The organism is Rhizobium arsenicireducens, from assembly GCF_964021225.1.
On sequence record NZ_CAXHYK020000001.1, the window covers coordinates 1,529,180 to 1,542,140 of the forward strand.

14 protein-coding genes are annotated in these 12,961 nt (G+C 61.6%); 4 read left to right on the plus strand and 10 right to left on the minus strand.

Features of this window, described 5'->3' with window-relative positions; genetic code table 11:
* Window positions 1-34 precede the first annotated feature (34 nt).
* The 4 genes from pyrH to ACWPVA_RS07265 form a co-directional block, all read right to left on the minus strand.
* Window positions 35-757 (minus strand): UMP kinase, encoded by a 723-nt coding sequence (gene pyrH / locus ACWPVA_RS07250; RefSeq protein WP_454287041.1) that lies wholly within the window; start codon window positions 755-757, stop codon window positions 35-37.
* Between the two features lie 102 nt (window positions 758-859).
* Window positions 860-1,786: a translation elongation factor Ts gene (gene tsf, locus ACWPVA_RS07255; RefSeq protein WP_454287042.1), complete on the minus strand. Its 927-nt coding sequence runs from the start codon at window positions 1,784-1,786 to the stop codon at window positions 860-862.
* A gap of 269 nt (window positions 1,787-2,055) precedes the next feature.
* Window positions 2,056-2,823, minus strand: coding sequence for a 30S ribosomal protein S2 (gene rpsB, locus ACWPVA_RS07260; protein WP_454287043.1), 768 nt, complete (start codon window positions 2,821-2,823; stop codon window positions 2,056-2,058).
* Between the two features lie 202 nt (window positions 2,824-3,025).
* Window positions 3,026-3,850 (minus strand): cell envelope integrity EipB family protein, encoded by an 825-nt coding sequence (locus ACWPVA_RS07265; protein WP_454287044.1) that lies wholly within the window; start codon window positions 3,848-3,850, stop codon window positions 3,026-3,028.
* A gap of 120 nt (window positions 3,851-3,970) precedes the next feature.
* On the opposite strand from ACWPVA_RS07265, the gene ACWPVA_RS07270 reads away from it, so the two are divergent.
* From ACWPVA_RS07270 to ACWPVA_RS07285, 4 genes are read left to right on the plus strand one after another with little or no spacing between them, the layout of a single operon-like run.
* Window positions 3,971-4,441, plus strand: coding sequence for a RidA family protein (locus tag ACWPVA_RS07270; RefSeq protein ID WP_454287045.1), 471 nt, complete (start codon window positions 3,971-3,973; stop codon window positions 4,439-4,441).
* Window positions 4,438-5,172 carry a glycerophosphodiester phosphodiesterase gene (locus ACWPVA_RS07275; RefSeq protein ID WP_454287046.1) on the plus strand — a complete coding sequence of 245 codons (735 nt, stop codon included), beginning with the start codon at window positions 4,438-4,440 and terminating at the stop codon, window positions 5,170-5,172. Before ACWPVA_RS07270 ends, ACWPVA_RS07275 begins: the two co-directional genes overlap by 4 nt.
* A gap of 10 nt (window positions 5,173-5,182) precedes the next feature.
* Window positions 5,183-6,382, plus strand: a complete 1,200-nt coding sequence (locus ACWPVA_RS07280) for a GNAT family N-acetyltransferase (protein WP_454287047.1) — start codon at window positions 5,183-5,185, stop codon at window positions 6,380-6,382.
* A gap of 59 nt (window positions 6,383-6,441) precedes the next feature.
* Window positions 6,442-6,867, plus strand: coding sequence for an HIT family protein (locus tag ACWPVA_RS07285; protein ID WP_454287048.1), 426 nt, complete (start codon window positions 6,442-6,444; stop codon window positions 6,865-6,867).
* A gap of 343 nt (window positions 6,868-7,210) precedes the next feature.
* Here the strand turns inward: ACWPVA_RS07285 and ACWPVA_RS07290 are convergent, their stop codons facing one another.
* The 6 genes from ACWPVA_RS07290 to clpS all read right to left on the minus strand — a co-directional run bounded on the left by ACWPVA_RS07290 (window position 7,211) and on the right by clpS (window position 12,843).
* Window positions 7,211-8,065 carry an urea carboxylase-associated family protein gene (locus ACWPVA_RS07290; protein WP_454287049.1) on the minus strand — a complete coding sequence of 285 codons (855 nt, stop codon included), beginning with the start codon at window positions 8,063-8,065 and terminating at the stop codon, window positions 7,211-7,213.
* Window positions 8,066-8,172: 107 nt separating this feature from the next.
* The gene (locus ACWPVA_RS07295) at window positions 8,173-8,508 is read right to left on the minus strand and encodes an AzlD domain-containing protein (RefSeq protein ID WP_454287050.1); all 336 of its coding nucleotides are present in this window, start codon (window positions 8,506-8,508) and stop codon (window positions 8,173-8,175) included.
* Window positions 8,505-9,263 carry an AzlC family ABC transporter permease gene (locus ACWPVA_RS07300; protein ID WP_454287051.1) on the minus strand — a complete coding sequence of 253 codons (759 nt, stop codon included), beginning with the start codon at window positions 9,261-9,263 and terminating at the stop codon, window positions 8,505-8,507. The genes ACWPVA_RS07295 and ACWPVA_RS07300 overlap by 4 nt, the downstream gene beginning before the upstream one ends.
* 119 nt (window positions 9,264-9,382) lie before the next feature.
* A complete protein-coding gene (locus ACWPVA_RS07305; RefSeq protein WP_454287052.1) occupies window positions 9,383-9,799 on the minus strand; it encodes a nuclear transport factor 2 family protein in 417 nt (138 codons plus the stop codon).
* A gap of 206 nt (window positions 9,800-10,005) precedes the next feature.
* A complete protein-coding gene (gene clpA, locus ACWPVA_RS07310) occupies window positions 10,006-12,486 on the minus strand; it encodes an ATP-dependent Clp protease ATP-binding subunit ClpA (protein WP_454287053.1) in 2,481 nt (826 codons plus the stop codon).
* Window positions 12,487-12,495: 9 nt separating this feature from the next.
* The gene (clpS, locus tag ACWPVA_RS07315) at window positions 12,496-12,843 is read right to left on the minus strand and encodes an ATP-dependent Clp protease adapter ClpS (RefSeq protein WP_028735022.1); all 348 of its coding nucleotides are present in this window, start codon (window positions 12,841-12,843) and stop codon (window positions 12,496-12,498) included.
* Window positions 12,844-12,961 lie beyond the last annotated feature (118 nt).

The window sequence follows — 12,961 nt, forward strand, 5'->3', positions numbered from 1 at the left end:
TGGGCGGCGGGCCTAAACGGCCGGTCGCCTGCCCTCAATTGTCACTGACGATGGTCTTGCGGCCACCGCCTGAAAGGATTTCGCCAAATCCGCCCTTTTCGTGGATGGAGAAGACGATGATCGGTATGGAATTTTCTCGCGCCAGAGCGACGGCGGCGACGTCCATCACAGCCAGGCCCTTCTCCAGAACGGCACTATGGGTCAGATGATCGAAGCGCGTCGCGGTCGGATCCTTCTTCGGGTCGGCGGAATAGATGCCGTCGACCTGCGTTCCCTTGAAGATCGCCTCGGCGCCGATCTCTGCGGCGCGCAGCGCTGCCGCCGAATCTGTGGTGAAGAACGGATTGCCGGTGCCGCCGGCGAAAATCACCACGCGGCCCTGCTCCAGATGATGCAGCGTGCGCAATTGGGTGAAGCTCTCGCAGATTTCCGGCATGGCAATCGCCGACAGGACGACGGTGTCGATGCCAAGCTTGCGCAGCGAGGTGGCGAGCGCCAGCGCGTTGATGACGGTCGCCAGCATGCCCATGTGGTCACCGGTCACCCGGTCGCCGCCCTTGGAGGCCACGGCCACGCCGCGGAAGATGTTGCCACCGCCGACCACGACCCCAACCTCGACACCCATTGCGCGGGCGTCAGCAATATCGGCGGCGATCCGGTCGGCAACCGCTACGTCGATGCCGAAGCCCTGGCTGCCCATCAAGGCCTCGCCGGAAGCTTTGAGAAGGACGCGCTTGTAGAGTGGTTTGGAAGTCATGCTGTATCCTCGGATAATTCTGAAGCCGGATACACGAAGGGCATCGCGTTGTCACGCGATGCCCCGACTTTTCCCTAACAAGGTCGATCGACCAAAGGGCGATCAGCCCTTGGCGACGGCCGCGACTTCGGCGGCGAAATCGCTCTCTTCCTTTTCGATGCCTTCACCAAGCAGAAGACGCGCCATGCCGGTGACTTCGATCGGTGCTCCGGCTTCCTTTTCGGCTTCCTTGATGGCGGCGCCGACGGTCAGGTCCGGGTTGATGACGAAGGCCTGGCTCAGCAGAGCGACTTCCTCGAAGAACTTGCGCATGCGGCCGTCAACCATCTTTTCGATGATGGCGTCCGGTTTGCCGGAAGCGCGCGACTGCTCGATGAAGACGTTACGTTCGCGCTCGGCGACGGCTGCGTCGACTTCCTCGGCACGGATCGCGAGCGGGTTGGTGGCAGCGATGTGCATGGCGACCTGGCGGCCGATGGCGTTAAGTACTTCCTTTTTGCCGGTCGACTTCAGGGCGACGAGAACGCCAAGCTTGCCGAGGCCGTCGGCAACAGCATTGTGGACGTAGGTGGCGACAACACCGTCTTCGACCGAAAGCAGCGAAGCGCGGCGCAGCGTCATGTTCTCACCAATGTGAGCGATGGCGTCCGTGATGGTGTCGGCGACCGACTTGCCCGAGGCCGGGTAGTTGGCGGCGGCAATCGCATCAACCGAACCATCGGTCGAGAGTGCAACAGATGCAACGCCGCGGACGAGTTCCTGGAAGGCGTCGTTGCGGGCAACGAAGTCGGTTTCGGAGTTGACTTCGACGACGACAGCCTTGGTGCCGGCACCGGCAATGCCAATAAGTCCTTCGGCGGCGGTGCGACCGGACTTCTTGTCGGCCTTGGCGATGCCCTTGGCGCGCAGCCAGTCGATCGCGGCTTCAATGTCACCGTCGTTTTCGGTGAGCGCCTTCTTGCAATCCATCATGCCTGCGCCGGACTTTTCGCGCAGTTCCTTTACCAGTGCTGCAGTGATTTCAGCCATTGTTTGCCTCTTGTCGGTTCAGTCGGTGCGCCAGCCATGTGCAACGGAGTGCGGCCTGCGCCCTGTTTTGGGACGAAATGTACCCGGAAATGTAACAGCGTGATGAAGCAACGCCATCACGGATATGGTCGACCGCCTTGTCGATCGCAGCGCTAAGGCGCGGGCAGATCTTCAAAGGGGCGAGGCCGCCTGGGAGCATGGGGCTTCCAGACGGCCGATCCCAATCGGGAGACGCCGGCAGGGCAGCAAGGCCCCGCCGCGCGGCGCCATCAGGCGCCGGCTTCTTCTTCGAGAGCCGGCTCGATCGGAGCTTCCGCGGCTCCGCCGATGTCTCGGCCCGAAGCACCCTGCTGGCGCGCGATGCCGTCGATGGCAGCACGGGCGATCAGGTCGCAGTAGAGCGAGATGGCGCGCGAGGCATCGTCGTTGCCCGGGATCGGATAGTCGATCAGGTCCGGATCGCAGTTGGAATCGATGATGGCGACGACCGGAATGCCGAGGCGCTTGGCTTCGTCGATCGCGATCTTTTCCTTATTGGTGTCGATGATGAACATCAGGTCCGGGGTGCCGCCCATGTCGCGAATACCGCCGAGAGCCTTGTCCAGCTTCTCGCGCTCGCGCTCGAGGTTCAGGCGTTCCTTCTTGGTGAAACCCGAAGCTTCCGCGTTCAGGATCTCGTCGAGCTTGCGCAGACGCTGGATCGAATTCGAAATCGTCTTCCAGTTCGTCATCATGCCGCCGAGCCAGCGCGAGTTGACGTAGTACTGGGCCGAGCGCTTCGCGCTGTCGGCGATCAGTTCGGACGCCTGACGCTTGGTGCCGACGAACAGAACGCGGCCGCCACGGGCGACGGTGTCGGACACGACCTGAAGGGCCTTCGACAGCATCGGCACGGTCTGTGCGAGGTCGATGATGTGAATGTTGTTACGATCGCCGAAAAGGTACGGCTTCATCTTCGGGTTCCAGCGGTGAGTCTGGTGGCCGAAATGGACGCCGGCTTCCAAAAGCTGGCGCATGCTGAAATCGGGCAGTGACATGCCTTATATTCTCCTGTTTCCGGTTTAACCCCCGCGAGACAAACAGCACCTTTTGCAATGATGCCACCGGCGGAACCTTCCGGATTTCTCCCGGTCGATCCCAAGTCTCGCGTGTGGAATGCTCGTGGCCTTATAGCGACTTCTCGGGGAAATCAAGACTTTTCCCGCCACAAAACGTCTTCAGCCCGGCAAAGGGGCATCTTCAGCGGCAGTCGCCGGAGCCGAGCACTTCAAGCTTCGTCAGTTTGCCCGTCAGGACAAAGTCGCCGTAGTCGAGCATCAGGTCGCGGGAAATGCCGTTCTCGTAAAGCTTGAACGACTGGGTGTAGATCGGCAGGAGGTCGCCCGAGGCTTTCTCATCGAAATAGGCGATCGAGACAGGCCAATAGGCCTGGCCGGCCAACGGCCCCGTGGACTTGTCGGCCCCTTCGACGGATGTCGGCTGGCGCGCCGGGCCAACGATAGTGGTCGTCAAATAGCTTTTGTCGCCATCTTCCGAGCCGTCGAATATGCGGGCCTCGAAAAGGGACTTGCCCTTTCTGGCATTCTCGATCACTTCGAGCATGTGTTCGGCCGGAAAGCGGCTGTCCGCAAGTTCGAGCGCACGGGGCTCCGGCTGCTCGATCAGGATCTTGACCTTGCCATTCTCATCGGCCGCAGCCCCGCTCACGTCCTTGTCCATCTGGTCGTCGGTGAAGGACTTGGTCTCGAAGCGGAACTTGCCGGTGGCGAGGTTCTCGAAGGTCATGCTCTGCTGGTCGGTGACTCGGATCTGCTCGCCAGTGTCGATGCGGGTGACAAAGCGAAAATTCGTCGTGTAGCCCTCGCATTCGGAACCGTTGAACTCGTAGACCATCCGGCCGCGCATGCCCTCGATACCGGATCGCTCCGATGCCTGCTTGAGCTGAATTTCATAGACCGCCCGATGCGGAACGAGACCGCCGGCAACCGCCGCATTGGCAATGGCTGCCGTCAGACTGACGGCAGAGCCGGCAACCAAGACCACGGCTAAGCTCGAACGAAACATCGACATCCTCCTGTTGCACTTGGCGGCGATGTTATATGAACAGATCCGGCAAAAGCGAGACAAGCTTTTCGCCGCGACTGAATTCTCATCAATTATTTTATGCAGACCCGGGAAACGCACATGACCGATACGATCGACGGCCGCCTCAAGTCCATGGGAATCACCCTTCCGGAAGCAGCGGCTCCCGCCGCCAACTATGTCCCGTTTGTCATCAGCGGCAATCTTCTCTATCTCTCCGGCCAGTTGCCTATCGAGGGCGGCAAGATTGCGGTGACCGGACTGGTCGGCTCGGACGTGGCTCTCGCCGACGCACAGCGTGCCGCCGAACTCTGCGCCATCAATATCCTCGCCCAGGCGAAGTCCGCCCTTGGCGGTGATCTCTCCCGTATCGTGCGCGTCATCAAGCTCAACGGTTTTGTCGCCTCCGCCCCCGGCTTTATCGAACAGCATCTCGTCATCAACGGTGCATCCAACCTGATTGCCGGCGTGCTCGGCGAAGCCGGCAAACATGCGCGCGCCGCCGTCGGCATGGCTGCCCTACCGCTCAATGCCGCCGTCGAGATCGACGCCATCCTGGAGATCGCCCTGTGAGCGACGTCAGTTGGATCAAGGACGTGCCGGTCGCCCATCGCGGCTTCCACGACCAGAACAAGACGGTATGGGAAAACACGCTCTCGGCATTCCAGCGCGCCATCGACGCGGGCTTTGCCATCGAATGCGACATCCAGCTGTCGTCCGACAGCGTGCCGATGGTGTTCCACGACCATGACCTGCAGCGTTTGTGCGGCATTGCCGGCGAAGTGCGCGAGCGCACCGCCGGCGAACTGGGCCTGCTGTCGATCGGCGCCACGGCCGACAAGATCCCGTCGCTCAAGAAGATGCTCGCTCTGGTCAAGGGACGCGTGCCTTTGGTGATTGAACTCAAGGGCATAGATGCCGAGCACGATGACGGGCTTGCCGAATCCGTGGTGGAGGTGCTGGAGGGCTACGAGGGCAAAGTCGCGCTGATGAGCTTTGACTACTGGCTGTTGCGGGACCTCAAGAAGCTCGACTGCCCCTACCCGGTCGGGCTGACCGCAGAGGGCGTGAAGCCCGAGCAGCTCGCCGCTCATGAAGAGGCCATGCAGCTCGACCTCGACTTCATCTCCTATTGCGCCCCGCATCTGCCCAACAGCTTCGTCACGGCGCAGCGGGAACGCGGAATTCCGGTGATAACCTGGACGGTCCGGGATGAAACCATGCGTGCGCATACCTATACTCATGCGGACCAGATGACCTTCGAGGGCTTTGATCCCCGCGAGGTTGCCATCGCCACCGCCTGATGGGAGCCGCATGCCAGGAGATGTGACGATCCGGATCGAAAGATCCCTTGCCGGAATTGCGCCTCAGCGCTGGGCCATGCTCGGCGGCGCCAGGTGCGGCGCGGACGGATATAATCCGTTCGCCTCGCACGCCTTCCTTTCAGCGCTCGATGAATCCGGCTCGGCTGTGGCCGAAACCGGCTGGCTCGGCCATCATCTCCTCATGGAGGACAACGCCGGGGAACTGCTTGGCGCCATTCCCTGCTATCTCAAGAGCCATAGCCGCGGCGAATACGTCTTCGACCAGGGCTGGGCCGACGCCTTCGAGCGGGCCGGCGGCCGTTACTATCCCAAACTGCAGAGCACCTTTCCCTTTACGCCGGCGACGGGCCCGCGGCTGATGGTAGCTGAAGGCCGCAATCCAGCCGACGTGCGCCCTCTGCTTGCCGCCGGGCTCCGGCAGGTAGCCGACGAGCTCGGCGTTTCCTCCGCGCATGTCACATTCCTTCCGCAAGAAGAACTGCCGGCCTTCGCCGCCGGTGGCTACCTACATCGCACGGACCAGCAGTTCCATTTTCTCAATCCCGGTTACCGCGACCACGACGACTTCCTCGACACGCTCGCCTCGCGCAAGCGCAAGGCACTGAAGAAGGAACGTCGGGCGGCACTGGAGCACGGCATTGAGATCGACTGGCTGACCGGGTCGGATCTGACCGAGGATGTCTGGGACCAGTTCTTCACGTTCTACATGGACACCGGCAGCCGCAAATGGGGAAAGCCCTATCTGACGCGGACCTTCTATTCGCTGATCGGCGAGCGCATGGCCGACGACATCCTGCTGGTGATGGCCAGGCGCCACGGACGCTATGTGGCGGGCGCCATCAACTTCATCGGCGCGGATGCACTTTATGGCCGGCACTGGGGCTGCGTCGAGGATCACCCCTACCTGCATTTCGAGGTCTGCTATCACCAGGCGATCGATTTTGCGCTGTCGAAGGGTTTGAAACGCGTTGAGGCCGGCGCGCAGGGTGAGCACAAGCTGGCGCGCGGCTATCAGCCCGTCACCACCCATTCGGCCCACTATATCGCCCATCCGGGCTTAAGGCGGGCCGTCGCCGACTATCTCGAGCATGAGCGGCGCGAGGTCGAGCAGATGGCCGAAATCCTCGACGAGCACACGCCCTTTCGCCGCGGCGAGCGCCAGCAGCGCGACGGCGAGAGCGACGAATAGGCCGCTTGATCCTTTCTCGCCGGCCGCCTTAACTACGGCCAAACCTCAGGAGTTTCCCGATGACCAGCCCCACCTATGATCCGAACAACATCTTCGCCAAGATCCTGAAGGCCGAGATCCCCTCTGTGAAGCTCTACGAGGACGACGACACCCTCGCCTTCATGGATGCGATGCCCCAGGCCTCCGGTCACCTGCTCGTCATCCCCAAGGCCGCCTCGCGGAACCTGCTCGACGCCGATCCGGCAGTGCTGACAAAGCTCATGCCGGTGGTGCAGAAGCTCGCAATCGCCGCCAAGCGAGCCTTCGAGGCCGATGGCGTCACGGTCGCCCAGTTCAACGAGGCGGCCGCCGGCCAGACAGTCCATCACCTGCACTTCCACATCATCCCGCGCCACGAGGGCGTGCCGCTCAAAGCCCATTCCGGCAAGATGGAGGACATCGAAGTGCTGAAGGCGAATGCCGAGAAGATCAAGGCGGCGCTCTAGGCGCCCACGCATGAACCCGATCGGGCGTATCTCCGAGGTCGCCAGTCCTCAGGCCTTCGACAAGACGCCCGATTTCCCGAATAACAGCAGAGGCGCGCGATGCGGTTGTGTCGCTAATGCCTAGGCCCATGTGAACTGACTCGATTTCACAGAGATAGATCGCCAAGTGGTCGTCGGTCTCGCCTGGCAAAAAACGGGCAGCGACTTCTAGCAAGTAGCGGTCGTATTCATCCCCGAACGGGCTGTCGCTCCATACCTCGCGATCCCGTTCAAACCGATGGGATCCCAGAGCCCGAAACCGATCGCGCGCAGCGCGGGGAGTATCGCAGCAGGCAAAGGCGTCTCATTCTGGACTGACATAGGCGTTTCTCTCCGGGAACGGCCAGGTCTTCAGCAGATCCATGTCCGGTCGAAAAATCTCCACCTTGAGCGGATAGCAGGCGGCAACGTCGCTCGAATGCTTGGCGCTGCAGTCACCACCCGGGCACGCCGACAGGCCGCCCAGCAAGTCGATCTCGGCGAAGAACTCGAGATAGTCGCCGGGTCGAACCGGGCTTGCCTTCATAAAGTATTGGTGGGTGTCGGCGGTAAACCCGGTGCACATGAAGACGTTCAGGACGTCGTGGACGAAGGGTTCAGCTTCGCCAAACGACATGCCCTTCGCGCCGGCCAGTGCGCGGGTCAGGTTGGAATGGCAGCAATGATGATAGTCGCCGCCCGACAGCAGTCGGTTGGTGTAGGGATCGCAGCGCGTGCCGATGACGTCGTGGACGCTGCCGCCAAACTCGTCGAAGCCGTACCAGCCGAGCGTGTCATGGGTGATCGTCGCCAACGGCCGGAGATTGGGAAGCGTGCTCCACAGGCGGTTGCCGGTCGTCACATGGGTGGCGTGCAGCGCCCGCGTCTTGCCGGAAAAGAAGCGCTCGGTGAGGTCGTTCGCGTTCCACAGGTTGAGGTCGCCGACCTGCGGGCCGTCGATGCTGAGGATGCGGAAGAAATGCCCCTTTGGCACGGAAAAGGTTGCGCCCTCACGCGGCGGCACAATCACCTCGTCAACCTTGGTCAGCGTCTCGCGGGCGCGCCAAAGCATGTCCATGTCCGGCACCGGCAGCGTCTCGACGGGATAGCAGACCACGGGCTTGACGGCGCGGCGCTCGGCGGCATCGGCTGGGGCAGTGTCGGAGGGTATCGGAGACATGGCGGTTCCTGTGATTTTCGGTTCCGGAAAATGAGACTGCTATAGGCCAGCAAAGGCTGCCGCGCTTGTCCAAAAGCGCCCTCGCCCATGCCCTAAGGTCGCGGCGCTCACAGCAGTGCCAGCCCAAGTGACAGAAGGGCAAGAGACGCCACGACACCGACGATGACGCGCTGCCCGGCCGCGAGAAAAGCGACAAAGCCGAGCCCGGCGGCGGCAAGTCTGAGCCAGAGCGGCGAATCGGCAAGACTGCCGGTTGGGAAGACGATCAGCTTGGCGGTCACCGCCATGACCAGCGCGGTCGCAACCGCCCTTACCCAGTTCAGGGCCTCGGACCCCTCCGCCAGACGGTTGCCGGCGATCACGCCAAGCCAGCGCCAGAGATCGGTGGCAAGCCACCCGGCGAAGAGGATGACGGCATAGGGCCAGAGATCGGCAGCGCTCATGGTTCTGCTCCCTCGCCGGCCGCGACGGGCGCGCGTCGGCGAACAACGAAGCGGTCGATCAGATAGGCGAGCGTTCCCCCGCCGATGCCAGCAATCAGGATATCCAGCCCGGGTGTGATCACCGCCAGCAGCGGTCCCGAGACGACCCCAATGACAAAGGCGATCCTTACCACCGAATGGCGGGCGGAGGCCCAGATCGAACCGACGAAATAGACCGGCGTCAGGAAGAACAGGACGCCGGCAACAGCCGGCGGGAACGTCGAGACGACACCATAGCTCAAACCGACCAGGATGGTGTTGGCAGCAACGAGCGTCAGGCCGAATCCGGCGAAATAGGTGACGCGTGCCTCCCGCGGCACACCCTTCAGCTTGCCCATGGCAAAAACCCAGGCGGTGATCGCAACGAAATGCGACAAAACCAGCAGAAGCCAGGTCGGTGTGCGTGATCCGCGCATTTCCGGGACCAGCGAGGCAACCATCGGCATCATGCGGATGGATGAAAGTGTTACCGCAAGAAACATCGCCAAGATGTTGGCACCGCTTGCCATCATGCCGATCAGGATCATCTTGGCCGGCAGCGCCCAGATCATCGCCGTCATGAACATGGCCTCGCCGCGGCTGACCCCGGATTCAAGTGCAAACGCGCTAAATCCGACAAAGGAGGTCATCAGGATAAGGGCCGGCAGTGAGAAAATGCCGCGCGCGCCCTTGAGGAACCAATGAAGTGAAGCGGCGTCGGCATGGGTTGGGGGCATCGGCAGATCCGGCGTACGGCTAGAGACTGGACGGCAAGCCGACCGAATGATCAGGGCAGTTAGGACGTATACCCCCAATTCCAAGCGCGATACAGAGGCATTTGCCAAGACACCCGTCGCTATCTCAATCCGTCCGGCCCACCACTGACGGCGATCATCAGCCAGCCGTTACCGCGGCGCTTGTAGATTTCGGTCCAGCGGCCGCCAATGTGCTTCGCCGCTCCTCCATCGGCTTCCACATCGGCCTCGTAGCTGTAGTGTACGACGCCAACCTCATGGTCGAAGACCGTGACCTTCAGCGGCTTCAGCCGGTAGCGCAGGACGCGGGGCGTGGCGGGCCCGATCGAGGCGACGGCCGCCTCGTAGTCGTGCGGCATCTCCAACCCCGTCACCCAACCGCTATAGTCTCGATGCAGAAGCTTGCGGACTGGCCCGGTCTCACGCCGGCGCGCGACCTCCCAAAGATCCGTCACATGGTCCCATAGGTCTCGCTCATCCTGCGAAAGATGCTGAGGCTCCTGCTCCTTGATATCCATATGATGCCCTGCCCGCTCAAGTCCCCATCGAAGCCTAACGCCGGACCGACGCCTGCCGCAAGGCCATGGGGTCCCATTGGAAAGCAGTTCACGAGAACGTCACCGTCTAAAAGGAAAACCCCTCGCAGTATTGCTGCGAGGGGTCAATCATCGATATCGCTAATACCCGATAACCAGCATCAGGTGCCCTGCAACGGCCATCATGCCTATTTCTTCTTCGGCACCTTCGGAACCGAACCGCGCTTGGCGGGCGTACTCTCGGCAACCATCTCGTCCTTGCGGCTGCTCGCAGCCTTGGGCTTCGACTTCGCCTTGCGCGGCTTGGCTTCAGCCTCGCCCTTGGCCTCGACAAGTTCGGTTTCGCGCTTTGGCTTGACCGGTGCGACGTCCGAAAGCGCGACAAGATCGAGCACGTCCGCGCCGTTTTCGTCTTTCTTGACCCCGACCTTGACAACGCCACCCTTCTTCAGCTTGCCGAACAGGATCTCGTTGGCAAGCGGTTTCTTGATGTGCTCCTGGATGACCCGGGACAGTGGCCGGGCGCCCATCTTTTCGTCATAGCCACGCGTGGCGAGCCAGTCGACCGCCTCCGGCGAAAGGTCGAACGTGACGTTGCGTTCGGACAACTGCGCTTCCAGCTGCATGACGAACTTTTGCACCACCTTGTGGATGACTTCAGTCGGAAGTGGCGCAAAGGCGATCGTCGCGTCGAGACGGTTGCGGAACTCGGGTGTGAACAGGCGGTTCAGCGCCTCTTCGTCCTCACCGGTACGCTTCGACGAGCCAAAACCGATTGCAGCCTTGGCCATTTCAGACGCGCCCGCATTGGTCGTCATGATGAGGATGACGTTGCGGAAGTCGATCTTCTTGCCGTTGTGGTCGGTGAGCGAGCCATGATCCATGACCTGCAACAGGATGTTGAAAATGTCAGGATGGGCCTTCTCGATCTCGTCGAGCAGCACGACGGAATGCGGATGCTGGTCGACGCCATCGGTCAAAAGGCCGCCCTGATCGAATCCGACATAGCCCGGAGGTGCGCCGAGCAGTCGGGACACTGTGTGCCGCTCCATGTATTCCGACATGTCGAAACGCAGCAGTTCGACGCCGAGTGAGGCGGCGAGCTGTTTGGCGACCTCGGTCTTGCCGACACCGGTCGGGCCGGAGAAGACATAGGAACCGATCGGCTTGTTCGGTTCGCGAAGGCCGGCACGCGCGAGCTTGATCGCCGTCGACAGCGCCTCGATCGCCGCGTCCTGGCCATAGACCACCGAGCGCAGTTCCTTCTCCAGGTTGGCGAGAACCATCTCGTCGTCCTTGGAAACGGTCTTGGCCGGGATGCGGGCCATGGTGGCGATCGTCGCCTCGATTTCACGCTCGGTGATCAGCTTGCGGCGCTTGGAGGCCGGCAGCAGCATCTGCGCCGCACCAGTCTCGTCGATCACGTCGATCGCCTTGTCCGGAAGCTTGCGGTCGGAGATGTAGCGGGCCGAGAGCTCGACAGCCGACTTGATCGCCTCGTTCGTATACTTCAGCTTGTGATAGTCCTCGAAATAGGGCTTCAGGCCCTTCATGATCTCGATCGCATCCTCGATCGACGGCTCGTTGACGTCGATTTTCTGGAAACGGCGAACCAGCGCACGGTCCTTCTCGAAGAACTGACGGTATTCCTTGTAGGTCGTCGAGCCGATGCAGCGGATCGCGCCGGAAGACAGCGCCGGCTTCAGCAGGTTGGACGCATCCATCGCCCCGCCCGAGGTCGCGCCCGCACCGATCACGGTGTGGATCTCGTCGATGAACAGGACGGCGCCCGGATAGTCCTCCAGTTCCTTGACGACCTGCTTCAGACGCTCCTCGAAGTCACCGCGGTAGCGGGTGCCGGCGAGCAGCGTGCCCATGTCGAGCGAGAAGATCGTCGCATCCTTGAGCGCATCCGGGACCTTTCCTTCAACGATACGCTTGGCCAGGCCCTCGGCGATCGCCGTCTTGCCGACGCCCGGATCACCGACATAGAGCGGATTGTTCTTGGAACGACGGCACAGCACCTGGATCGTGCGGTTGACCTCGCTGTGGCGGCCGATCAGCGGATCGATCTTGCCATTCTTGGCCTTGTCATTGAGGTTGACGCAATAGGCCTTGAGGGCTTCCTGCTTGGTCTTGGGCGTACCTTCGTCCTGCTCACGGGCCTGCTTGGCCTCAGCGTCGCCGCCCTCCTCGGAACCGCGCGGCGTGCGGGTTTGCGATGCACCGGGTCGCTTGCCGATGCCGTGGGAAATGTAGTTGACGGCATCGTAGCGGGTCATCTCCTGCTCCTGCAGGAAAAAGGCGGCATGGCTTTCGCGCTCGGCGAAGATCGCCACCAGCACGTTTGCCCCGGTCACCTCCTCGCGGCCCGACGACTGGACATGGATCACCGCGCGCTGAATGACGCGCTGGAAACCGGATGTCGGCTTGGAATCCTCATCATAACCCGTCACCAGATTGGCGAGTTCGTTATCGACATAATCGATGACGGTCTTGCGCAGGGCGTCGAGATTGACATTGCAGGCCCCCATGACCGCTGCCGCATCCGCATCGTCGATCAGGGCCAGCAGAAGATGTTCGAGCGTCGCATATTCATGATGCCGCTCGTTTGCAAAGGTCAGTGCCTGGTGCAGCGCCTTTTCGAGGCTGGGAGAAAATGTTGGCACGTCAGTTCCTCACTTCTTTTCCATGACGCATTGAAGCGGATGCTCATGCTGCCTGGCGAAATCCATTACCTGGCTCACCTTGGTCTCGGCGACTTCGTAGGTGAAGACGCCGCATTCTCCGACACCATGATTGTGGACGTGCAACATGATGCGGGTGGCTGCCTCCCTATCCTTCTGGAAGAAGCGCTCCAATACATGGATCACGAATTCCATCGGGGTATAGTCATCGTTGAGAAGCAGAACGCGATACAGGTTCGGTTTCTTCGTCTTAGGCTTGGTACGCGTGATCACCGAGGTGCCACGATTGGCGTTGTCCCCGTCCCGCTGGCTTTGCATGACGACCGGCTTGGCGATCATTTCAGTTCATTCTCCAATTGTCCGGCCGATCTGCCGAAGACGCAACGCGACGGACAAACACTTAGCTCAGTAAGGTAGTTCATAATTCGGTGATTTTAAGCCCCCCTTCGCACAGCGC